The organism is Paenibacillus sp. EZ-K15, from assembly GCF_002573715.1.
Lineage (GTDB): Bacteria > Bacillota > Bacilli > Paenibacillales > Paenibacillaceae > Paenibacillus_AQ.
The window spans coordinates 33,527-56,823 of record NZ_PDHM01000028.1; the positions used below are offsets into that span (position 1 = coordinate 33,527).

Sequence of the window (23,297 nt, forward strand, 5' to 3'; positions counted from 1 at the left end):
GCCTAATGAAAGGAATTATCAATTTCTCGCTGCGCAACAAGTTTGCGATCTGGCTGCTGACCATCATCGTCAGCTTCGGAGGGTTATACAGCGGACTGACGATGAAGCAAGAAACCATTCCGGATATTAACGTCCCGTTCTTAAGTGTCACCGCGATCTATCCGGGTGCAGCCCCTGAAGGTGTTGTGGAGGATGTTACCAAACCGCTCGAGACGAGACTCCGCAATATTGACGGCGTCAAAACCGTAACCTCCACTTCCATGGAGAATGCAGCTAATGTCATGGTTGAGTTTGATTATGGTAGTGATCTGGACAACGCTACGGCGGCTGTTCGTGAAGCCATCAATGAGGTAAAGCTACCTGATGACGCCCAGAAACCTACCATATCCAAATTCAGCATGAGCTCCATGCCGGTTGTCTCCCTAAGTATTGCGAATAAAGACAATATGGCATTGGATGAATTGACACGCATCACAGAGAACGACATCGTTCCGGAGCTGGAGGATTTGGACGGAGTTGCTTCCATCCAGGTAGCCGGACAATTCGTGAACGAGGTACAGCTGAAGTTTAATCAGGACAAACTGAACGAGCTTGGCCTGACGGAGGATACCGTCAAAGGTATCGTGCAGGGTTCCGCGCTGTACGTTCCGCTCGGCATGTTCGAAATGGAAAAATCGCAGAAGGCCGTTGCTATTGATGGCGGCATCATCGGCATTGACGATCTGAAGAATATCGCCATTCCGGTTATTCCGGGTGGCGGCGGTGCAGATGCATCTGCCGGAGCTGGTGCTCCGAATGCCGGGACAGGTCAACAACCATCGCAGCAGCCTTCCGGTAACGCAGCTGGGGCAGGCCAACAAGGCGCTCCTGGAGCCGGTGCGGCTGCTGGCGGACCAAGCGGTGCTCCTGCCGTTCCGACCGGCATTCCAACTGTGAAACTCAGCGAGATTGCCAAAATTGAAGTTATCGGAACCTCGGAATCCATCTCCCGCACCAACGGGAAGGAATCGATCGGTATCCAAATCGTGAAAGCCAACGACGCCAATACGGTTGACGTTGTCAATCAGGTCAAAGACAAGGCCGAAGAATTGAGAGGCCTCTATCCTGGCATGGATCTGACGATCATGCTGGACCAAGGCAAGCCGATTGAAGACTCTGTCCATACGATGCTTTCCAAGGCATTATTCGGTGCACTGTTCGCCGTTCTGATCATTATGGTCTTCCTGCGCAACATCCGTTCGACGATTATATCGATCATTTCGATTCCATTGTCCTTGCTGATTGCGGTTCTGTGCCTGAGACAAATGGATATCACCTTGAATATGATGTCGCTCGGTGCCATGACCGTTGCTATCGGCCGGGTTGTCGATGATTCGATCGTCGTGATCGAGAATATCTACCGGCGCATGTCCCTCTCGACCGAGAAGTTGACGGGCCGAGAGCTCATTAGCGCCGCTACACGTGAAATGTTTGTACCGATCATGTCCTCCACCATCGTAACCATCGCGGTATTCCTGCCGCTTACCTTGGTCAGCGGTATGGTCGGAGAGCTGTTCATGCCATTTGCATTGACGATGGTCTTTGCACTGCTCGCTTCCCTGGTCGTGGCGGTCACGCTCGTACCCGCTATGGCGCACAGCCTGTTCCGCAAAGGCTTGAAGAACAAACATGATCATGCAGAGAAACCGGGCGCAATGGCCCGCGGGTATCGTTCCATTCTGAAATGGACGCTGAATCACAAAGCCATTACATTCCTGGCAGCCATCGTGTTATTGGCAGGAAGCCTGTTCCTGACGAAGTACCTTGGAGTTAGCTTTATTCCTGAACAGGAAGACAAATATGCCATGGTCACTTATTCTCCTGAACCTGGCGTCATGCTGGAGGATGTAGAGGAACGCGCATTAAAAGCGGAGAAATTGATCCTGGATCAGCCTGGAGTGCAAACGATGCAGTACTCCATCGGCGGAAGCAACCCGCTTGGTATGGGATCAGCCAATTCCGGATTGTTCTATATTATGTATGACCCGGACACGAAAAACTTCGAAGATGTCAAAAAAGCGCTTGTCGAGGATCTTGCCAAGGAAGTACCGGATGGTACTTGGTCCAATATGGACATGGCGGCCGGCGGCTTTGGCGGCAGCCAGTTAACGGTTAACGTCTTTGGCGACTCTCTGGAACAGATCAAGCCGGTGGCTGATCAAATCGCAGAGCTCGCAAACAAGGATACCGCCACCTTCGACAATGCAAAGACCAGCTTGTCCGAAGCGTTCGAGCAGTATACGCTGGTTGCCGACCAAGAGAAGCTGAGCTCCCTTGGCCTGACAGCCGGACAATTGGCAATGAAGCTGTCTCCGGTACGGGAACGTCCGGTCTTGACCGAAGTCAAAATTGAGGACAAGACCTACAATGTTTACATTGAGACGGACAGCAAAACCTATAAGAGTATAAAGGAAATCGAGAACGAAACCGTCACCTCCCCACTCGGTATCGAAGTACCGATCAAGGATGTGGCCAAGGTGGAAAAAGGAACGACTCCAGACTCCATTATGCGCATCGACGGGAAAATGGTTGTGACCGTTACGGCCGACATCCTGTCCAGCGATGTAGGATCGGCCTCCACCAACCTGGAGACTGAAGTAAACAAGCTTGAGCTTCCAGACGGCGTATCCGTCCAATTCGGAGGCGTCACCGAGCAAATCAACGAAACCTTCGGACAGCTTGGACTCGCCATGCTGGCAGCCATTGCGATTGTATACTTTGTGCTTGTGGTTACATTCGGTGGCGGTCTCGCACCGTTCGCCATCCTGTTCTCGCTGCCGTTCATTGTCATCGGAGCCATTATCGGCTTGCTCGTCACAGGCGAGACCCTGAACGTGTCTGCACTCATGGGCGTACTCATGCTGATCGGTATCGTCGTGACCAATGCGATTGTATTGATCGACCGCGTGATCCATATGGAACGCGAAGGAATGAGCACCCGCGAAGCCCTGCTTGAAGCCGGCGCTACCCGTCTTCGTCCAATCCTGATGACGGCACTCGCGACGATCGGCGCTCTTCTGCCTCTCGTATTCGGTTGGGAGAGCAGCGCAGGTATCATCTCGAAAGGTCTCGGCATTACGGTTATCGGCGGTCTGATCAGTTCGACGCTGCTCACGCTCGTGGTGGTACCTATCGTGTACGAGTTCCTGATGAAGTTCAGCAAGAAAAGAATCGAAGATTAAGTAGAACACCAAAGCCCCGGCTTCCTACACTAGGAGACCGGGGCTTTTTTTGATGACTATGATGTTGACGACTATGATGTTGTCTTGCTCGCTAATGTACCAGCACAGCTTCCCTGGAATGCTTCCACGTCTTCAGCATGTTCAGATCCTGAGCGAGGAACTCCTCCAGCAGACTGAATAACGACTGATAGAGCGGACTTTCCGTGGATCCTTTCAGATCCTTGCAGAGGGATGGCACCCATGACAACAGATGCTCCTCCAGAAATTTCTCTTGAACCTCCATCAATTGCAGCATGCTATGTTCACAATACGTATTGTTCAGCATACGGTCATGAAGCAGTGTCATAAATTCCAGTTCAATGGCTATATGATCGTCCGCTTCCCCGTGCAGTTTATTAAAGGCAACACCGACAGATGCATAACAATCGGCTAAATCCTGAGCGCATCCATCCTTCGTATAATGAGACTTTGCCGCCTGACGCTGTTTGGACTGCTGAAGCAATCGGCGGTATTCCGCCCCTTCATATTCGCAAATCCGAACCAATTCCTCAGGTGAGCGTCCACATAAATATGTCATCAGTTCCGTACCGGCCTTCGAACACTCCGCAGCCTTGCTAATTCCACTTCCGCGGCTCCATTCCGCAATCATAGACAAGCTGGGCCAATTGCCCAAAAAATCAATCAGCAGCTCGTAAACCGTCCCCCGGTTTTCAAGCCATCTGTGACAGACGTCAGGCACCTCCAAAGTTTGAACAGGTGATATCGCCATATCGAACCTCCTATTGGTAACCTTTCTTGTTGGATGTGATATCCTTGACAGTATATCTTAGATGAATGTCTAATGAAAGCAGTTTGAAATGATTTCCGAAAATTTCGGAAAAATCAGGAAACTTTCGGAAATCTAGAATGTCACTACTCGCTTTCAAGGGGAGAAAGCTTTTGTCCACAGCTTCAATATACTGGAACCCGAAAGCGTTTTCTGTGATTCTTCTCACAAAAGAATGGCCGTTTTGCCGCAGCTTGTCCTGCCGTCATGACCCAAACGGTGCATTGACTCCCGTTCGGGGAATGGCTACAATGTGACCATGCATGCTATAAAGGGGGATTTCCATGATCGAACCGCTTAAAGATTCTTTCGGTCGGGTCCATGATTATATTCGTATCTCAGTGACGGATCGATGCAATCTTCGTTGTGTCTATTGTATGCCGGAAGAAGGGATGGAATTCCAACCTCACGATCAGATTATGAGCTATGAAGAGATCGCAGCGATCATCCGCGTCCTTGCCCCTATGGGCGTCTCCAAAGTACGCCTTACCGGTGGCGAGCCGCTGGTGCGCAAGGATCTGGAATCCTTGGTTCATATGATTGCTTCCATTGAAGGAATTCAAGATATATCCCTCACCACCAACGGGATCATGCTCCCATCCAAAGCTCGTCTGCTTAAGGAAGCGGGGCTCACCCGAATCAACATCAGTCTGGATTCGCTTCATGAGGAGCGCTACGCGCGCATTACGCGCGGCGGCCGGGTGCATAAAGTGCTGGAAGGCATTGAAGCTGCTTATGAAGCCGGCCTGGATCCGATCAAACTGAACATGGTGTTAATGAAGGGCTTCAACGAAGACGAAATTCGCGACTTTATCGCTCTAACGCTCGATCGTCCCCTCCATGTCCGCTTTATTGAATATATGCCGATCGGCCAAGCATCCGATGCCTGGCGAGATTCGTATCTACCGCTGAGCCGGGTATCCGAAGTGTGCCAGGAGGCGGGTTGGACCATTCAAGAAGAGCAGGGACCATCCGGCAATGGGCCTTCACGAAACATGAAGGTGGTTGGAGCTACAGGAACCTTCGGTCTGATCCATCCGGTCAGCGATCATTTCTGCGATTCCTGCAACCGCCTCAGGCTGACGGCGGACGGCCACATCAAGGCTTGTCTATACTGGTCCGACGAATTTAACGTGCGCCGTGTCGTCGATGATCCTTCCGCGGTTGCTAACCTGTTCCGCAAAGCGCTGGGCGCAAAACCGCTGAATCATGAAATGGCGCTCGCGCTCGAGAAAAAGGCACAAAACCATACTCCCACCGGCCGGCGCATGTCGCAGATCGGCGGATAAACCGTCTACTGTGCGTATAATGCTGATGGCAGACTTATTATCACTAGCGCGCAGTTATATATTAAAATTCCCCGCCAAGCATTTAGTTGGCGGGGTTATTTTTTTAGGATGAGTACCGGTTTCATCGGGCTTCGTAACTTGAAGCCGCTATAAAACTCTACTATCTATCCTCAGACAAGTCGGAATTCATCAGGCCGCCTGCTGCCTCATATTCCTCAGGAGTATTCATATTAAATAAAATCCTGCGCGGATCAAGGCCCGTCATTGCCTCTAATTGCTCCTCGTGCACAAAGACGGCATTCAGCTCCTGCACCCATTCCACCATGCGCAGTTGTCCCTTGATCAGCCTGTGCTCAAGGCCTTCTACGGTTTCTTTGCGATAAACCGCCAGCAGCGGATGCATCCTGCCTTCTACCACTGGGATTACAGCGTCGGCTGCGTACTGCTTGTTCGCCAGATCCAGCAGTCCCCGCAGGAAACGCTCATGGATATAAGGCATGTCACACGCGGCGACCATATTCCATGTGCTTTGGGATGACTTGAGCGCTGCATGAAGTCCTGCCATCGGGCCTCGCCCGACATAGAGATCGGGAATGCACTCCAATCCAAGAAATGGATAAGCGTCCGGGACATTGGTGGATAGGATTACCCGTCCGCTAACTTTGTCAAGCACCTGGACCGTTCGCTCGATCAAACGCATTCCCTCCATGGGCAGCAGCGCCTTGTTTCTCCCCATTCTCCGGGAGGCTCCACCTGCAAGCACGATACCTGTCACCTGATCCGGCGAAAGGCCAACATCTAGGGGATGATCGCTCATATGTTCTACCCGCCTTTCTTACACGTTGTAAAAAAAGTTGATTCAGTTTACAGGTTAATAACCAGAATAATGGAAAATCATTTAAAAGATGGTTTGTATCCCTTTTCAATGCATGATACATTGAAGGGAAAGCGGCTTCCTATGTTGCCGCGATTTTGGATTGCATTCGGTTTGAAAGGAATGACCTACTTGCGGAATATGGACAATGCTCAACCTTCGCTGACATCGCTCAAGCTGTTCAACTTCTTCATTTACGGAACCATGGTCATCTTCACCGGTTTCTTCCAGTTATATTTGCAAGACATCGGCATGAGCAAAATCGAAATCGGCAGCCTGATGGCAATCGCGCCATTTGTGTCCATCTTCGCAAATCCGTTCTGGGGATTCTGGGGTGACCGGGCGGCCAACATCAAACGGGTGCTGCTGATTATGATGACCGGTACGCTGCTGCTGGTCCAGCTTGTATTTCAGGCGAATACCTATGCAATGATATACATGACGATGATTTTCTTTTATTTCTTCCAGACTCCGATGTTCTCGCAGACGAATTCGCTGATTCTAACCTATATTGAGGGGACGCAGCAAAAATTCGGCTCGTTCCGACTGTGGGGGTCGCTGGGATGGGCGCTGACGGCAATTGCTGCAGGACCTGTCATCGACCGGCTCGGATCGGGACGCATCTCCATCGTGTTCTCGGTCATGCTGCTGGTGGCGGCGTTGTTCATGTTCACACTGCCCTCCATCCAGAAAACAACTGCCTCGGCATCGGTTAACCTTAAAGGACTCAGCAGGCTGTTCCTGAACCCCTATTTTGTCTGGTTCATTCTGTTAGGCATTATGGTATCCATCCCGAATACAGCCAATAACACCTTTATGTCCCTATACATTCTGGAGCTTGGCGGTACCAAGCAGATGGTGGGCCTTGCTATCTTCTTCTCGTCGATATTTGAAGTGGTGATCTTCATTCTGTTTGACCGCTTCCTGAAACGGAAAATCAATGTCCTGGTCGGCTGCCTGACGATTGTCAGCCTGCTCTTCGCCCTCCGCTGGCTGCTGATGGCGGAAGCCAACAGCGCGCTCGAGGTGGCCTTCATCCAGCTGCTGCACTGCGTAACCTTCGGCGGCTATTTCTATGTCGGCGTTCAGCTGACGATGCTGTTTGTTCCGACGCCGTATCGCGCTTCCGGACAAGCGATCTATACCTTAAGCTGGAGCGGCATATCCGGCGTCATCGGCGGTCTCGCCGGCGGCTGGATGTTCCAGAACTTCGGGGCGCAGATCATGTACCGGACCGGTACGATGCTTGCCATTGTGGGTGCTATCGGCTTTGGCTGGATGTGGTACAACCTTCGCAAGCACGGGTACCAGCCGCTGCATCCGGACGATCCCGAAGGCGACGAGATCGAGGAGTATGCTGCGAGTTAGAACGTGGTCCGTACGAGAAGCCATTCAAATGACAAGATGGTATCACCGTAAATATAACAAGACTCGAATGAATCCTGTAACGGAATCTTCGAGTCTTGTTTACGTATAGGGAGGCATGGGAAAACACTTCTCCCCTTCAATGCCTCCATTTCTATTTGCAATCTTGATTAGCTCTTCGGAAGCTGGAACGAGCTCTTCAGGGAGACTACGCGGTTAAATACCGGACGCCCTGGCTGCGAATACTTCGAGTCGACGTTGAAATATCCGTGGCGGAAGAACTGGAACTTGTCCTGCGGTGCAGCATCCTTCATATTCGGTTCCACGAATCCTTGCACGATTTGCAGCGAGTTCGGATTGATGTCGTCCAGGAAGGACTTCTCGGCAGCTGCTTCTTCCGCTTCGCCTGCAACCTCTGGTACCAATTCGGCTTCTTCCTCTTCTTCCTTAAACAGTGGTTCGAACAGACGGAATTCGGCAGGTACGGCCTGCGTGGCCTCCACCCAGTGAATCGTTCCTTTCACCTTGCGTCCGGTAAAGCCGCTGCCGCTCTTCGTCTCCGGATCATACGTGCAGTGGATCTCGACGACCTTGCCGTTCTCGTCTTTGATCACATCATTGCATTTAATGAAATACGCATGCTTCAAACGCACCTCATTGCCAGGGAACAAGCGGAAATATTTGCTCGGCGGATCTTCCATGAAATCCTCTTGCTCAATATAGATCTCGCGCGAGAACGGAATCTGGCGGACGCCCATCTCCGGATTCTCCGTATTGTTCTCGGCATCCAGCCATTCCGTCTGGCCTTCAGGATAGTTCGTAATGACCACCTTCAGCGGGTCCAGCACAGCCATCGTACGCGGCGCCTTCAGCTTCAAGTCCTCACGGATAAAGTGTTCCATCACTTGGCGGTCCACCGTGCCGTATGCCTTCGAAATTCCCGTCTCAAACACGAAGTTGCGAATGGCTTCAGGCGTGTATCCCAGACGGCGAAGTCCGGAGATCGTCGGCATGCGCGGATCATCCCAGCCGTCCACCACATTCTCGTCTACGAGCTGCTTCAGTTTCCGTTTGCTCGTAACTGTCTGTGCCACGTTCAAACGCCCGAATTCGTACTGGTGCGGCGTGCTGTCCATCTCGGATTCCGCCACAACCCAATCATAGAATGGGCGCTGATCTTCAAACTCCAGAGAACACAGGGAATGCGTAACCCCTTCAATGGCATCCTCCAGCGGATGAGCAAAAGCGTACATCGGATAAATGCACCACTTGTCGCCTGTATTGTGATGATGCGCATGGGAGATACGGTAGATGACCGGATCCCGCAAATTGATATTCGGCGAAGCCATATCGATCTTGGCGCGCAGCACGCGTTCGCCGTTGGCGAATTCCCCTTTGCGCATCCGCTCGAACAGATCCAGATTTTCTTCCACGCTGCGATCCCGGTACGGGCTATTTTGCCCAGGCTCGGTCAGGGTTCCGCGCTTTTCGCGGATTTCGTCAGCGGATTGGTCATCCACGTAAGCTTTCCCTTTCTTAATCAACAGCACCGCACGGTTGTACATCTCTTCAAAATAATCGGACGCGTACCGCAGCTCTTCCCAATCGAATCCGAGCCACTTCACGTCCTCCTTGATGGAGTTAACATACTCAATGTCTTCCTTCACCGGGTTCGTATCATCGAACCGCAAATGCGTCCGTCCACCGAATTCATCGGCCAGCGTGAAATTGATCCATATGGCCTTGGCATGTCCAATATGCAAGTAGCCGTTCGGCTCCGGCGGAAAGCGGGTGACGATTTCCTTGACTTTACCGGACTTCAGGTCTTCGGTAATAACATTTTTTATGAAATTGGAGGGGGTTCCCCGATGGTTCTCCACGTTGATCAACCTTTCGTCCTGTAATTTCTGTCTATCTCCTGTATAAACGTGTTTCCCTTAAATATACCTGTAATGCCGTGATTGTTCAAGGAATTCGGCACTTCCGTGCCGCAAGTTGCCGACTTGGGATGAGGATTCCAGCGAGCAGCCTGCTCCCAGCATCTAACCTGCGCACATAGGACCCTCCCACAGCCGAAAATCCCGGTGAGAATCGTTTTGACGGAGGCTTTTCAATAGGGTAGCATGGAGAGAAAAACAACGATGGAAGGAGGCCTGCAATCATCTTATGAAACCTAGCAAATTTCCCAAAGAACAACGCGAACAACTGGTTGAACTGGTTCAGGAATACTTTGAAACAGAGCGTGGCGAAACCCTCGGCCATCTGGCCGCGGAAGGGGTTCTTGATTTTTTCATGGAGACCTTAGGGCCGCATCTATACAATCAAGCGCTCAGCGACTGCAGAACGGTGGTCAATCAGCGTATGATTTCCCTTGAAGAAGATATTTACGCATTAGAGAAAAAAGTGAAGCGGACTCGTTAAAGCTACATACACTTCACGATGGAGAACAAAGGAGATACCGTATGTTTGGATACACATTAGATGACCATGTTGAATTACGCCCCCTTGCCATAGAGCATGCACGGGCGATGTTCGAGATTACCGACCGGTCTCGGGACCGTCTCCGCAAGTGGCTCCCATGGGTGGATGCCGTCACCGAGGTCAATGATACCGTCAATTATATCAAAGGCGCCATGAAGCAAGCGGCTGAGAATGGCGGCTTCTCGGCCGGCATCTGGGTCCGCGAGGAGCTGGCGGGCACCATCTCGTTCCATGAGATTGATTGGAGCAACCGCTCCGTCAGCATCGGATATTGGCTGGATCAGCATTTTACGGGGCAAGGCCTGATGACAAGCGCATGCCGGGCGTTCACGGATCACGCGCTGATGCGCATGGGCCTGAACCGAGTGGAGATCCGCTGTGCAACGGCGAACCATCGCAGCCGGGCCATTCCGGAACGGCTGGGGTTTGTGCTGGAAGGAGTCATAAGGGAAGCCGAGAAGCTGCCTCAAGGCTATGTCAACCATGCGGTCTACGGCATGATTCAGAGCGAATGGAAGCGGATAAGGTAACCCTTAATCGAAATAAAACCGGCTTGTATCCTACGATAAGGACACAAGCCGGTTTTTGTTGTCTATGTTGTTCAAGGCGAGGGCCTGGCTTGGCTGGGAGCCCACGTCTCACTCCTGGTTGTCCCGCAGGGTCTCCAGCCATTTGCCGAATTGCTCCTTCAGGCTGGCTGATAGCACATCGATCTCCAGCATGCGGGACAACCCGCGTTCATCCTTCCGTCCATCCTTCATCATCTGGAGCACGTCCAGCACCGTTATGCCGGAAGCATGAGACTCAAGCTGAGCGACCACGGAATCGGCGCGGACATTCCCTTCCTCCAGGACTCGAAAGTAAAACCCACTGTAGCCCGTATTCAATACTCTTGCCGGCATATCTTTAACGCCATGCTTTTGCGACAGCTTAAAGCAGGGATACCGGGGCTGGCTGACTTGCACCACCGCGTCGCCTATCCGGTATACATCCCCGATGCAGACCCGATCCTCCAGCATCCCCCGCAGCGTCAAGTTTTCGCCAAATGCAGCATACTCCATCTGCTTGCCCAAGGAGCGTTCCCAATAAGGATAATGCTCAGAGGGGTACGCGCACACCGCCTTATCCACGCCGCCGTGATTGACGAGATCGGCCTGACCATCCCCTTCGAAATTCAATGCATTTAGGAACAAGGGGCCTTCCACAGGCTGCTTATAAATTCCCGTAGACAGGTCCTTTCCCTGGTAATCAACCGTTACAGGCTTTCCCACATTCAGCGATACAATGCCCATGGTCATGGAAAATAACCTCCGCCTTCTTTTCTTTTCATCTACTATATGCAATAGCCTGTACCCTTGTCCAGAAGCCATTTAAGTGACGAAAAAAACAGCCCGGCAAGCTGCCGGACTGTTCAACCCTGTGACTCCATCTCTCTGCTGTCCGTTAACCGGCCTAGAGGGATATCATGAAGGTGATCATGATAAGAAGCAACACATTAAGATATCATCGACGTAACGCCCATCCACGTAAAACTCCTGAATCAGCCTACCCTCTTCCTGAAACCCGCAGTTCCTGTAAAAAGAGAGGGCGCCCGGATTGCTGGACAGCACCCGCAGCCTCAGCTTCGAAATGCCTTCCACGCGCGCCATATCCTTCACGGCCTCGATCAACCGCTGTCCGATGCCCTGCCGTTGATAGGCAGGGTGAACTGCTATGTTCAGCTCCAGCACATGACGATTACTGTGAAGGCTTGTGGGCGACCGGAATCCGATGTAACCGCACAGTTCTTCCTCATGCAGCGCCACGAGCTGTGTGCCTGGCGGACAATGCAGAAGATAATGTTCTCTTGAGGTCCACTCCAATGGGGCAGGGGCCGTGTTGCGATCCCATACCAGTTCGTCGAGTTCCATGAGTGCAGCAGCATCTTTCATCTCGGAGAACCGGATGGTCAATGTCTCTTGCCGGGTCTTCATCGCCATCCCTCGCTTTGATAACCATTCCCTCTATTATATCAGACCGATTGGCCTTCTTGCAGACGAGTTTCACGGGTCAAAATTTATTGTTCATGAATAGAGGCGTAAATATCCACGACACAGCCGGTGTCGCCCTCTCCGGCCAATCGTTTGAAATACGCACCTGCAATACGAACGCCGCCTGTACGGTATCGGTTCCGGATGGCATCCGCTTCCACATCCTGCCCGTTAATCGTGATGCGGGTCCGCTCGGCGCGATCCACGTGATAAATGAACGTTACCGCCTTCCCCGCATAATTGAATTGGAACTCCAGGCCATCCAGCGTCTTCGGCAGGACCGGATCAATCACGAGGTCTCCTCCCGCTTCGCGAATGCCAAGCGCATTGGAAATCAGCTGGTTCATGTAGATCCCCGGGCCGCTGGAATAAATCCGCCATCCGCCTTTGACAGGTACGCGTCCGCTCCGCAGCGCATCAAACGATTCCTGCGCTTCATAGCGCGTGTTGAACTTCCCGTCCGAGCTGCTGAAATACGCATTGCTCTGACGCAGCTCCGCATTCGGCACAACCTCGGTAATGCCAATTGGGTTAATACGCTCAAGCCCGCTCCAAACCTCGCTGCTCTTGCCGAGCTTTGCCATCGCCTCGACATAACGGATGTGCGCATGCACATACTGAAGGCCAACCTCCCGGCCAAAATTCGCCGCCTGCTCCGCCCGCTTAAAGTGCTTGCTGACGCCGCCGGCATATACGGCTGGACGGTTCATCAATCTCACACCATCCGGACAGAACAGCTGCTCACGGATAATCTCATAATGGCTTGCTGCCTGCTCCGGCGTCAGCAGCTCGCTAATCATGCTGCGCGTCATCGGAAGAAGGCGGTACTGGATTCCCGTTTCCTGATCGGACGGATGCAGCAGGAATTTGCTCTGCTCTTTGCTCTCCATATAGACAAAACCGGGAATCACTTCAGAATTCAGAATATACGTATTGAAATCCTGCTGGATTCCTTCCGCGAGGTCCCCTATCGCATGGGACATCGCTTGGTCCACACGCTCCATAACGCGGGAGAACTGGTTCAAGGTCTGATAGGTCAAAGCTACCGTCCAGCTGCTGACCATGAACTGCTTCAGCTGCGCGTTCGCCGGCTGAAGCGTATCATCCCAGTCCCCGTCTCCATAAGAAGACAGATAAGTGTCATGAAGGAAATGATTTTGAATATAGGCCATTTGCTTCTTCACATGCTCAAGCACGGTGTACGTCTGCTCCGTAAAATCGAAGCTGTGCTTTCTCGTGTAAGGAACAACCGAATCCAATATGCTGTAATCATGTGTGACGGCCAAGTAATCGCCCAGCACCTTAAGCGGCCATACGATAATATCGCCGTGGCTCTCTTCCTGCTGAATATGGGCATATTGATCAAACATGAACCACTGCGGCCAATTCCCGTCATCCTCATACTGGTGGGAATACACCTCAAGCAGGATATCGCGTACCTGCTCGTATTTATGCGTAGCCATGAAATATTCAACAGGCCCTTGGCACACATCGCGCGTTCCCCACGCCGCGCCGCCGTATTGTTCCAGACCGTGTGGTACCGAATAGTGAACGAGCATGTTATGCGTATACCACCAGGCCAGCGCATTCACCTTGAACAAGCCATCTTCCTGTCCATTCTTCAGACTCAGATGGAACCCGTTCATGACGGACGCATAGAATGAGCGGTAGCTTGCAATCTCTTCATCGGCTTCCCGCGCCGTAAGCGGAGCGTTCGCTGCATCAAGGCTGCCTTGTACGGTCATGGTCCATTCCGCACTCTCGCCAAGCTCAAGTACTGTTAAGGAAGCACTGCCAGACGCGGTGTTGCTTGCCAGACAAGTTTCGTCCTTAACCTGCATATCGACTCCCGTCACGCCAAGACGGTAATGCAGATCTTTGTACACAGAAGCACTAAGTGAAGCCGAATCGGCACGGAACGTCAGGATACCATCTTCCTGAGCCATATGATACGGCACTTCATATTCGTTGACATCCATCGTGATCTGCATAGTGACCAGATAACGATAAGCCCTTCCGCTCTCGGAACGGACTTGAAGCGTAACCTCCGATGCCGCAGCAGACGTGAAGTTGGTGATGATCAGCAAGTCGCTTTCGGTCTTATAGTACCACCGAACATAGTTAAAGCCGATCTCGAACACGGATGGCATCGTTAGAAGACGATACTCGCCGTCCATTTCCACATAAATCCGCTGACCGGATGTCTTAGGCACGTTCAGTGCATTCCGCGCATGACTCATCATTTTGTTGAAGTTCGTGTTCCCCGTCACCAGCTGGGAATTAAACACACCATACATGTAAGAGGTTGTCGTAATGACAGGACTGCCCAGCTTCACATTGTTGCCGCTCATCAAGATATGGCCATGCGGACGCTCTACGCGAAGTTCCTTCTCCTTCATGACGATATGCTCATAAGTATCCGTGAAGAACGAGAGCAGTTCTTCCCCGTCACGCTCCTCTTGGCGGCGTACAGGGTACAAAGCGTTCAGCTCGTCTTCCGTCAGCGGCAATGTGCGCAGAGGCTCCCCGAAACGCTCGGATCGCTCGATCCGAGGCAGCGGATTGGCCGCCTCCGTCAAGCGGGACGCTTCAGCCTGCTGCCAGGCTGCTTGGAGCTCCTCCTGGAATTCAAGCGCTGTGACTGCATCCGGATGATTCTCCTTAAACAAGCCGTAAAATACGAACCGGGTTGTGCCACTAAGCGTTACGCGAGGGGACTGCAGGGCCGTATAAGCAAACTCATATTGATATACCTCATTCGGCAGGCTCTCCTCGGATAGAGCCTCCGCCTGATTCGTTTCTTTATAGGAAAGGCCAAAGAACTGAAAGCCATCCGTTGAATACCCGATCGCAGAAGTCAGTGCTCCTTGTTGAAGATAGGGGAATACGCCTCCCTGCGGCTGATTTTGACGGGAGCACACGACATACCCCAGATCTTCCTGTTGGAACACAGCATGGTCGATGTATTGGGACAAATAAGCTTCATTGCTTCGAACGGCGCCCGGATGGGCGATGCCGATATCCTGTCCATACACGACGTCGGCTTGAATTCCTTCCCCCTGGAGCTCGACGTCCCAGAACCACGCGCCGGTATCCGTTGGGGTAAACAGAACTTTATAATCTACTCCCTTGACGCTGCCTTCCCACATCATCCGGTTATCCGCATGAGTGACCACGCTGTTGGAGTGTACTCCGAGCATAGGAACGGCCTCAATGCCGCTTTCAGTATGGATTCTCAGAAACAAATTGTTAAGGGCGCCATCAATCGAATTGGAGAGCAGCTGATTGATCATCGTCGTGCCGTAAGTGGCTTGATAAAGATCACCGCTAGGCAAAAAGGAAAACGTCAATTCTCCTGCCTGGAGTACAACTTTTGCATCGTTCATTACATGATTGGCTGTCACAAGTTTCACTTCCTATTCTGCATAAATGATGTTAGTCGAGTTATTTCCGAAGCCGAAAACGTCTTGTCTCCGTATCCCGGCTGTTCTTTCCGACCATGACGTCGAACTCACCCGCATCGCTGGCGAAGGACAGATCCGAATGATGATAACGCAGCTGTTCTTCGGTCAGCGTAAACGTGATTTCCTGACGTTCGCCCGGCTGCAGCAGCAGCTTGCGGAAAGCCTTCAGCTCCCTGACCGGTCTAACGACCTCACCGGATCGATCCCGGACGTACAGCTGGACGACTTCTTCGCCGGCCATATCGCCGGCATTCGTTACCGAAACCGTGATTTCAAGAGGTTGATCCGGGGACATCTCTTCCGCCGACAGGCTCATGCTCCCATAGAGGAAATCCGTATAACTGAGGCCGAATCCAAACGGAAGCAGCGGCTCATTCGGAATGTCCAAATATTGCGATACATAGCGCACCTGCGCATCAGGCGCATCCTTCGGACGGCCGGTATTAAAATGGTTATAGTATACCGGCACCTGCCCAACGGAATAAGGGAACGACATGCTGAGACGGCCGGAAGGATTCGCCTCGCCCATAAGCAGGGCAGCTACGGCCGCTCCGCCTTCACTTCCCGGGAACCAGGCTTCCAGTACGGCATCGACCTCATCCAGCACGCCGTGCAGATCCAGCGGACGACCGTTGAACAATACGGCAACCATCGGCTTCTCCAGCGTTTTCAAATGCCGAATCAGCTCGAGCTGCGGCTCCGGCAGAGTTATGAACGCACGGCTGCCGGCTTCGCCGCTCATCTCGGAATCCTCGCCCAGCGCAAGCACGATCACGTCGGCTTCCTTCGCCGCCTTCATCGCCTCATCCAGCTGCTGCCCGGTCATGGCGTTCACGTTACAGCCCTCGGCTACCGTGAGGGCACCGGAAGATAGCTTGGAGCGCAGTCCCTGTTCCAGGGTTACCGCATCTTCCTTGGAGCCTGTCCAGGACCACGGCCCAAGAATATCGCCGCTGGCAGCGAACGGGCCGATCAATGCCACACGCTGCTCACCGCGCAGCGGCAGCAGCGAGTTGTTTTTCAGCAGAACACAGGATTTTGCCGCTGCCTCCCGTGCCGCCTGACGGTGTTCTTCACAGAACACAATCTCCCGTGCCGCCTGGGGATCGGCTCCCCGCACAGGGCGCTCGAACAGACCGAGGCGCTTTTTCAATGACAGGATGCGCAGGACCGCTTCATCAATCAGACTCTCGTCTACCCGGCCTTCGCGTACCATGTCCGGTAAATGATGAACATAGCTGGAAGTCATCATTTCGATGTCCACGCTCGCTTCGATGGCTCTTAATGCTGCCTCAGCCTCGTCCTCCGCTACCCCGTGAGGAATCAGCTCTTTGACCGCACCCCAGTCGGAGATCAGCACGCCGTCAAAACCCCATTCGCGGCGCAGCACATCGCGCATCAACCGCTTATTGCCCGTAGCCGGTATGCCATCCACGGTATTAAAGGCGGTCATGACCATCTCAACACCCTCATCCAGCGCAGCCTTGTACGCAGGCAGGTAATATTCCCGCAGCTGACGCTCGGACATGTCCACCGTGTTGTAATCGCGGCCGCCTTCGCCTGCTCCATATGCGGCAAAGTGCTTCACGCAAGCGGCCAGCCGGTTAAGATCGCCGCTCAGGTCATCCCCTTGGAAACCTCTGACAAAGGCTCTGGCAAATTCACTGTTTAAGTAAGGGTCTTCGCCAGTCGACTCCATCACGCGTCCCCAGCGGGGATCGCGCACCAGGTCCACCATCGGCGCAAATGTCACATGCAGGCCGGATACCGACGCTTCACGGGCGGCGATTTCCGCACTCTGCTCCGCTAGGCTAGGGTCCCAAGAGCTCCCCATGGCAAGCGGCACCGGGAAGATCGTTTTAAAGCCGTGAACGATATCGGCCATGATGAGCAGCGGGATTTTCAATCGATTCTTGCGCAAATGCGCTTCTTGGACGGCTATCACTTCCTCCGCACCCGCCAAACCCAGCACGGAGCCGGCATTGCTTACGATCTCATCGGTGATGCCAAGCGACTCCATCGGTCCTGTAATCTGCCCCGATTCTTGAGCGCCTTCGAAAAAAGGGACGGCCAGTTGTATAAGCTGCGCAATTTTTTCCTCCAGCGTCATCTGCTCTACCAGAGAAAGTAGTTGTTGATCTGCCATTTCCCATCCTCCTTTGTTATTGCCGTTCACTCATAGTAAATTCGAAACGTTTTGATTTTCCCCGAAGCGATCCATGTTTTCCCGAAAATCATATATTTTATAAGCATTTTTACTTACAAATTAACCTTCTAAAAAATAAGGAAACCAGCGCTTATCCGTGCATATAATCGAAACGTTTCTACACATGCGGACGAAAAAAAATCAGGGCAGGGGCAGCCAATCCAGCACACGCTGAATTTTACGGTCCCAATATCCCCATTCATGGCCACCGGGTTCTTCCTCATAGGTGATGTGAAGCCCCAGGTTGTCCGCATATCGTCTAAAGGTTTGGTTATCGTTATACAAAAAATCTTCGGTCCCACAACACTGATACAACACCGGTTTATTGCCTGTATATGCCGCGAATTCCATGGCCAAAAACAACAAATCGTCCCGGCTCCCCCGTAATCTATCGACACGGCCGAAGAGGGTTCGAATTTCTTGCTCCTGAAAGCCCGGCCCTGCAGCGCGACTGGCGAGATCCAGCCCACCGGACAGGCTTGCGCCTGCCGCATAACGATCCGGATAACTCATGGCCAGCTTGAACGCTCCGTAACCCCCCATCGAAATTCCGGCGACAAAGGTATCTTCCCTTCGTCCGGACACCGGAAAAAACGATTGAACGAGCTGTGGAAGCTCCTCGCTCAGGAAGGTAAAGTAAGGCAAGCCGTTTGCCATGTCCATATAATAGCTTCGTCCGACGCCCGGCATCACAAGCGCGATGCCTTTATTCTCGGCGTATCGTTCGATGGATGACCTGCGCATCCATTCGGTCTGATCCGCTCCTCGGCCGTGAAGCAAATAAAGCACCGGCAGTTTCGAAGAAGAACCGTACGGCATCAAAGCGGCTTGCGGTATAAAAACCTCGATGCCGGTAGACAGTTTCAGTGTTTCGGAATAAAAATCACACGTGATCCATGCCAAGTTCCTCATCTCCAATCCGGTCATTAACTCTCTACTTTGCTCTTCCCTGCAGATGCCCGTTCCATCATTTCTGTCGTCAGCATATAAGACTGCTTCACGGATTCACCGCCCAATATCTGAAACAGCAAATGGGCTGCAAGCGATCCCGCCTCGCTCTTGGGCTGCTTGATGGTGGTTAGCGGCGGGTTCACGTATTCGGCTAATTGAATATCATCATATCCGATGACGGATACATCATCAGGCACCGATATGCCGCTCTCCTCAAAAGCCTTCAATCCTCCGATGGCCATCTCGTCGTTGCCGTAGAATATGGCCGACGGGAGCGACCCCTGCATAATCATCATCTTGGTCGCATTGTAACCACCCTCGCGCACGAAGTTGCCGCTGAGACGCCATTTCGACTGTTCCTCCAGCCCCGCCTCGGCAAGTGCCCGTAAATACCCCTGATAACGCAAATGATTATCGTACGAATCCGATGAACCGCTGATGTATGCCACATGCCGATGACCGTTCTCAAGCAGATAACGGGTAGCCGTATACCCTCCTTGTTCTCCATCAACCAGCACATTCACCAGGTATTCGCTGCACAATGGACGATCCATCACGACGATCGGAAATTGGGGACCGGAGGTCTCGATCAGAACTTCATCCCGGATATTAGGTGCAAGTATGATGGCACCGTCCGCCCTTTTCTCTCTCAAAAATTTAACCGCCGTTGAATCTCTGCCCCCTATCGAACTGCAGGCGATCAGATCATATCCATTGGTTAAAGCGACTTCCTGTACGCTTCGGATCAGCTCGGAATAATAAGGACCGGATAGATCCGTCAGAATAAGAGCGATTGTCTTGGTGCGGCTCCGCTTCAAATCCATGGCAAATCCGTTCTTCCGATAATTCAACTGCCTTGCTGCATCGAGCACCTTTGATCTTGTCTTGGAACTCACTCTGCTGTCGCCGCTTAACGCGTATGAAGCCGTTGACAAGGCGACTCCAGCGAGCTTTGCCACATCCTTTATCGTTGCCATTTCCTTACGCCCCTTCTACTACTTAAAAACTCTATCTATCTTATTTCATGCCAGAGATCGTATATCCTTCAATAATATGTTTTTGGAAGAAAGAAAATACGATAATAATCGGAACAACCATAAATGCAGCGCCTGCCATCTGGAGGCCGAAATCAGATCCATGCTGTCCCTTCAGAAGCTGCAGACCCACCGAAAGCGTATAAAGCTTTTGATCGTTTGCCATAATGAGAGGCCACAAGAAGCTGTTCCAGGCGCCAATGAACGCTAAGATTCCCTGTACAGCAAATACGGGCTTCGTGATCGGAACGATCAACTGGAAGAAAATCCGCAGCTCTCCCGCTCCATCCAGCCTTGATGCTTCAATCAGATCCGTCGGGATCGTGGACATAAACTGACGGAAGAGGAAAATACCGAATGCTCCGACCAGGCCAGGCAGCACAATACCCGCCATCGTGTTAGTCAATCCCATGGCATTAATCAGCAGGTAGACTGGAATCATAGTAACCTGTCCCGGAATCATCATCGTTGCCAGCACGAGATAGAAAAGCTTCTTATTGCCGGGGAACTCGTATTTAGCGAATGCATATCCTGCAAGCGCATTGAGGAACAGACCGACAAAAGACCAGAACACAATGATAAGTGTATTTTTCAGATATACGATAAAGTCCAGCTTCGTAAATAAATCCACATAATTTTTAACCGTAAATTCTTTCGGTAATAACGTCGGCGGAACCGCCGTAAATTCATTTTCCGGCTTGAATGAGGACGTGATCATCCAGATAAATGGAATCATCATCAGCAGTCCCCCTGCAATGAGCAGCACCGTCATGACTGTTTTCTCAATTCTTTTAGCTGCCATACCCTGAGCCTCCTTCAGTTACGATAAGGAAATATCGCTTGAACCTGAACCTTAATATTCGACATCTTTTCTCTTGACTGCGAATTGTACGACCGTTACAGCGATAATGATGATGAAGAGCACAAACGATCCTGCAGCCGCATAACCAAAATTGCTAAGCTGGAAGCCATTGTTATAAATAAAGAGAGCCATCGACATCGTTGAATTGAGTGGGCCGCCCTTGGTCATAACCAGCGGCTCTTCGAAGAACTGAATCCAGCCGATCAATGTCGTAATGGTGACAAAGAAGGTCGCAAAGCTAAGCAGTGGTACCGTAATATATAGAAGCTTCTTCCATTTGCTCGCTCCATCAATTTCCGCAGCTTCATAATAAGAGCGTGGAATGCCCTGCAGCGCAGCCAGGAAAATGATCATGTTGAGTCCGATGGATTTCCATACGGCCAGCAGAATCAGGGATAGCTTGGCTAGTGCCGGATCTGTCAGCCACTGCTGAGCCGGAACTCCGAACCAGGACAATATATGGTTAAAGAGGCCGTAATGGCTGTTATACAAGTAACCCCAAACAACCGCGACCGCCACAATATTCGTAATGGAAGGCATATAATACACGACGCGGAATGTTTTAAACAACAATCCCGTGCCATAGTTAAGCAGCAATGCAGCGCCCATGGCAAGCATTACGACAAGCGGAACTCCGATAATAACATAGAACATGGTGTTAAACATGGATTTCAGAAAGACCGGATCTTTAAATACATTCATAAAATTATCGAAGCCAACGCCTTCAATGTTTGAATAATTAGCGAGACCAGCAAGGTCAATATCCGTGAAGCTGATGACAAGCGCAATGATGATCGGAATGATTGAGAACGTCAGAAGCAGCACCAGTGCGGGCGCAATAAACATATAAGGATACTTATATTGGTTAAAGCGCTTGATAAAGTTCTGCAATGTCATTCACCTCCTGCAAGTGTGGGTTTCTCAATAAAAGAATAACGCTCTTTGGAAGCAGTCAGGCTTGTTTCATCCTTCGAAGAAACAAGCCGGGCTGCGTTAAGACGCACTCTTATTTTTTGTCTAGAATTTCAGTAGCTTTCTTATTCAAAAGATCCATTTCTGCTTTGATGTCAGCTCCGCCAAGGGTAATTTTCTCAAAAGCGGCAATGGCTTCTTGGGAGACAGCATCCCACTCCTTAATGAACGGAACAGGTTTAGCGCTTTCGAGCTGTTTTCCAAAGGTAGCAAAAATCGGATCTTCAAAGCGTTGGTCTTCCCATGCACTCTTAACAGCAGGCAGGTTTTTGGCCACATCATAGTTGGTCAACTGCGATTCTTTTTCACTCATGAAGGAGATGAATTTAACGGCTTCATCTGCATTTTCGGTTGTGTTAAATACCGACATGTTCGCTCCGCCGAGGAACGATGCATTGTTTTCTTTAGCTGGAAGTGTTGTCGTAGCCCATTTGCCCTCAATCTCAGGCGCCTTGTCTTTAACGCCTTGAATCATCCAAGGACCGCTGATAAACATCGGGAATTGTCCGTCTTTAAATGCGGCAAACAGATCCAAATCACTGGTAAGCGGCGTCATACCCGTATCGTAGAAGCTCTTCAGGTATTCCATGGCTCCCATGAATTCCGGCTCGTTAAAATGAGGTGCCCGGTTTGCATCGATCATATCGCTTCCATTCTGCCAAGCAAACATGGACAGATAGTTCATATCTTTAGCATCAATGGTGATTGCGTAATTGCCGTCCCCTCTAGCTGCCAGCTTCTTACCGGCATCCTTCATTTCATCCCAAGTCTTAGGACCTTCCGGATAGCCTACTTCAGCCAGAATGTCCGTACGGTAGAACAGTACGCGCGTTTCCACATACCATGGGATGCTGACAACCTTGTCATCATAACTCATGGTTTGCACAGCACCGTCAAAATAGTTTTCTTGCTTCAAGCTTGGATACTGCTCCAAATAAGGCGTCAGATCGAGCAAAGCTCCAGCCTGAGCAAATTCTGGAATCCAGGTTGTTCCCATTTGCACGACGTCCGGGCCGCTTTTGGATGCAACGGCTGTTAGCAGCTTGTCATGCGCGCTGCCCCAAGGAATCAATTGAACGTTTACTTTAACGCCTGGGTTCTTCTCTTCATATGCCTTAATCAGAGTTTCGTCTGTTGTGTCACCCATCAACCAAACTTTCAGCTCTTTCTTGCCCTCGCCGCCTTTGCTACCTCCGTCTGCTTTCTCAGACCCGCCCGAGCATCCGGCTAATACGACGGAGAACATCAGCAATGCTGCCAACGTCAACAATATTGATTTTTTTCTCATTCTACATTCACCCCGTTTTTAATGTTTACCACCATGCGAAACGTAATACAAAACCTAATTGAAAGCACTTACTTCGAAACGTTTCGATTTTATTCGAAAAAAATAAAGACGCCGGATAAAAGTTATTTCTATAATCCTACTGTCTCTTCATTCCCCCTATAAAGCACCTTTTCATGGTTATCCTTGGGATAAACATGGTCTAGCGTATTCATAATAAATAGATCGCTTGCTTGATAACTTCAAAAAACGCATTCCCTTTTGAAACGTTTCGACAAGTTCATTATAGCTCCCCCTGAGAGCGATTTCAACATCCTTTTTTATTTTTTTGTAAGGCGTTTCTTTGACAATTGGTGTAAGCCTTGAACCGTAGACAAAAAAGGCAGCAAGCCCCGAAGAAGGCCTGCTGCTTAATCCTATATCATGGAATGATTTCA

General features: G+C 51.2%; 17 protein-coding genes. 5 read left to right on the forward strand and 12 right to left on the reverse strand.

What is annotated here, in order from left to right:
* Positions 1 to 5: 5 nt before the first annotated feature.
* Complete coding sequence (locus CRG97_RS30530; RefSeq protein WP_098749247.1) at positions 6 to 3,221, forward strand: efflux RND transporter permease subunit; 3,216 nt, start codon at positions 6 to 8, stop codon at positions 3,219 to 3,221.
* 91 nt (positions 3,222 to 3,312) lie between these two features.
* Here CRG97_RS30530 and CRG97_RS30535 read toward each other — a convergent pair whose 3' ends face one another.
* Positions 3,313 to 3,990, reverse strand: coding sequence for a TorD/DmsD family molecular chaperone (locus CRG97_RS30535; protein WP_098749248.1), 678 nt, complete (start codon positions 3,988 to 3,990; stop codon positions 3,313 to 3,315).
* Between the two features lie 341 nt (positions 3,991 to 4,331).
* On the opposite strand from CRG97_RS30535, the gene moaA reads away from it, so the two are divergent.
* Positions 4,332 to 5,336 carry a GTP 3',8-cyclase MoaA gene (moaA, locus tag CRG97_RS30540; protein ID WP_098749249.1) on the forward strand — a complete coding sequence of 335 codons (1,005 nt, stop codon included), beginning with the start codon at positions 4,332 to 4,334 and terminating at the stop codon, positions 5,334 to 5,336.
* A 160-nt stretch (positions 5,337 to 5,496) separates the two neighbouring features.
* On the opposite strand, the gene mobA is transcribed toward moaA, so the two are convergent.
* Positions 5,497 to 6,153 (reverse strand): molybdenum cofactor guanylyltransferase, encoded by a 657-nt coding sequence (mobA, locus tag CRG97_RS30545; RefSeq protein WP_098749250.1) that lies wholly within the window; start codon positions 6,151 to 6,153, stop codon positions 5,497 to 5,499.
* A gap of 141 nt (positions 6,154 to 6,294) precedes the next feature.
* Here mobA and CRG97_RS30550 point away from each other — a divergent pair, with 141 nt between their 5' ends.
* Complete coding sequence (locus CRG97_RS30550; protein WP_237566623.1) at positions 6,295 to 7,578, forward strand: MFS transporter; 1,284 nt, start codon at positions 6,295 to 6,297, stop codon at positions 7,576 to 7,578.
* Positions 7,579 to 7,745: 167 nt separating this feature from the next.
* Here the strand turns inward: CRG97_RS30550 and CRG97_RS30555 are convergent, their stop codons facing one another.
* Positions 7,746 to 9,464, reverse strand: coding sequence for a glutamine--tRNA ligase/YqeY domain fusion protein (locus CRG97_RS30555; RefSeq protein WP_098749251.1), 1,719 nt, complete (start codon positions 9,462 to 9,464; stop codon positions 7,746 to 7,748).
* 277 nt (positions 9,465 to 9,741) lie between these two features.
* On the opposite strand from CRG97_RS30555, the gene CRG97_RS30560 reads away from it, so the two are divergent.
* Both CRG97_RS30560 and CRG97_RS30565 read left to right on the forward strand, forming a co-directional pair.
* Positions 9,742 to 9,996 (forward strand): DUF2164 domain-containing protein, encoded by a 255-nt coding sequence (locus CRG97_RS30560; RefSeq protein WP_098749252.1) that lies wholly within the window; start codon positions 9,742 to 9,744, stop codon positions 9,994 to 9,996.
* Between the two features lie 41 nt (positions 9,997 to 10,037).
* Positions 10,038 to 10,586 carry a GNAT family N-acetyltransferase gene (locus CRG97_RS30565; protein WP_098749253.1) on the forward strand — a complete coding sequence of 183 codons (549 nt, stop codon included), beginning with the start codon at positions 10,038 to 10,040 and terminating at the stop codon, positions 10,584 to 10,586.
* Between the two features lie 108 nt (positions 10,587 to 10,694).
* Here the strand turns inward: CRG97_RS30565 and CRG97_RS30570 are convergent, their stop codons facing one another.
* The 9 genes from CRG97_RS30570 to CRG97_RS30610 all read right to left on the reverse strand — a co-directional run bounded on the left by CRG97_RS30570 (position 10,695) and on the right by CRG97_RS30610 (position 22,863).
* Positions 10,695 to 11,354 carry an MOSC domain-containing protein gene (locus CRG97_RS30570; protein ID WP_098749254.1) on the reverse strand — a complete coding sequence of 220 codons (660 nt, stop codon included), beginning with the start codon at positions 11,352 to 11,354 and terminating at the stop codon, positions 10,695 to 10,697.
* 177 nt (positions 11,355 to 11,531) lie between these two features.
* A complete protein-coding gene (locus CRG97_RS30575) occupies positions 11,532 to 12,029 on the reverse strand; it encodes a GNAT family N-acetyltransferase (protein WP_076323948.1) in 498 nt (165 codons plus the stop codon).
* An 83-nt stretch (positions 12,030 to 12,112) separates the two neighbouring features.
* Positions 12,113 to 15,490, reverse strand: coding sequence for a GH36-type glycosyl hydrolase domain-containing protein (locus CRG97_RS30580; RefSeq protein WP_098749255.1), 3,378 nt, complete (start codon positions 15,488 to 15,490; stop codon positions 12,113 to 12,115).
* A gap of 40 nt (positions 15,491 to 15,530) precedes the next feature.
* Positions 15,531 to 17,696 (reverse strand): glycoside hydrolase family 3 N-terminal domain-containing protein, encoded by a 2,166-nt coding sequence (locus tag CRG97_RS30585; RefSeq protein WP_098749256.1) that lies wholly within the window; start codon positions 17,694 to 17,696, stop codon positions 15,531 to 15,533.
* Positions 17,697 to 17,897: 201 nt separating this feature from the next.
* Positions 17,898 to 18,659 carry an alpha/beta hydrolase gene (locus CRG97_RS30590; protein ID WP_098749616.1) on the reverse strand — a complete coding sequence of 254 codons (762 nt, stop codon included), beginning with the start codon at positions 18,657 to 18,659 and terminating at the stop codon, positions 17,898 to 17,900.
* A 23-nt stretch (positions 18,660 to 18,682) separates the two neighbouring features.
* Positions 18,683 to 19,684: a LacI family DNA-binding transcriptional regulator gene (locus CRG97_RS30595; RefSeq protein ID WP_098749257.1), complete on the reverse strand. Its 1,002-nt coding sequence runs from the start codon at positions 19,682 to 19,684 to the stop codon at positions 18,683 to 18,685.
* A 40-nt stretch (positions 19,685 to 19,724) separates the two neighbouring features.
* Positions 19,725 to 20,543 carry a carbohydrate ABC transporter permease gene (locus CRG97_RS30600; RefSeq protein ID WP_098749258.1) on the reverse strand — a complete coding sequence of 273 codons (819 nt, stop codon included), beginning with the start codon at positions 20,541 to 20,543 and terminating at the stop codon, positions 19,725 to 19,727.
* 51 nt (positions 20,544 to 20,594) lie between these two features.
* Complete coding sequence (locus CRG97_RS30605; RefSeq protein WP_076323943.1) at positions 20,595 to 21,500, reverse strand: carbohydrate ABC transporter permease; 906 nt, start codon at positions 21,498 to 21,500, stop codon at positions 20,595 to 20,597.
* Between the two features lie 109 nt (positions 21,501 to 21,609).
* Positions 21,610 to 22,863 carry a sugar ABC transporter substrate-binding protein gene (locus CRG97_RS30610; RefSeq protein WP_098749259.1) on the reverse strand — a complete coding sequence of 418 codons (1,254 nt, stop codon included), beginning with the start codon at positions 22,861 to 22,863 and terminating at the stop codon, positions 21,610 to 21,612.
* Positions 22,864 to 23,297: the final 434 nt, after the last annotated feature.

Coding starts and splice junctions, on each gene's coding strand:
- CRG97_RS30530 (WP_098749247.1), top strand. CDS start 6: ATGAAAGGAATTATCAATTTCTCGCTGCGCAACAAGTTTGCGATCTGG.
- CRG97_RS30535 (WP_098749248.1), bottom strand. CDS start 3,990: ATGGCGATATCACCTGTTCAAACTTTGGAGGTGCCTGACGTCTGTCAC.
- moaA (WP_098749249.1), top strand. CDS start 4,332: ATGATCGAACCGCTTAAAGATTCTTTCGGTCGGGTCCATGATTATATT.
- mobA (WP_098749250.1), bottom strand. CDS start 6,153: ATGAGCGATCATCCCCTAGATGTTGGCCTTTCGCCGGATCAGGTGACA.
- CRG97_RS30550 (WP_237566623.1), top strand. CDS start 6,295: ATGTTGCCGCGATTTTGGATTGCATTCGGTTTGAAAGGAATGACCTAC.
- CRG97_RS30560 (WP_098749252.1), top strand. CDS start 9,742: ATGAAACCTAGCAAATTTCCCAAAGAACAACGCGAACAACTGGTTGAA.
- CRG97_RS30565 (WP_098749253.1), top strand. CDS start 10,038: ATGTTTGGATACACATTAGATGACCATGTTGAATTACGCCCCCTTGCC.
- CRG97_RS30570 (WP_098749254.1), bottom strand. CDS start 11,354: ATGACCATGGGCATTGTATCGCTGAATGTGGGAAAGCCTGTAACGGTT.
- CRG97_RS30575 (WP_076323948.1), bottom strand. CDS start 12,029: ATGAAGACCCGGCAAGAGACATTGACCATCCGGTTCTCCGAGATGAAA.
- CRG97_RS30585 (WP_098749256.1), bottom strand. CDS start 17,696: ATGGCAGATCAACAACTACTTTCTCTGGTAGAGCAGATGACGCTGGAG.
- CRG97_RS30595 (WP_098749257.1), bottom strand. CDS start 19,684: ATGGCAACGATAAAGGATGTGGCAAAGCTCGCTGGAGTCGCCTTGTCA.
- CRG97_RS30600 (WP_098749258.1), bottom strand. CDS start 20,543: ATGGCAGCTAAAAGAATTGAGAAAACAGTCATGACGGTGCTGCTCATT.
- CRG97_RS30605 (WP_076323943.1), bottom strand. CDS start 21,500: ATGACATTGCAGAACTTTATCAAGCGCTTTAACCAATATAAGTATCCT.
- CRG97_RS30610 (WP_098749259.1), bottom strand. CDS start 22,863: ATGAGAAAAAAATCAATATTGTTGACGTTGGCAGCATTGCTGATGTTC.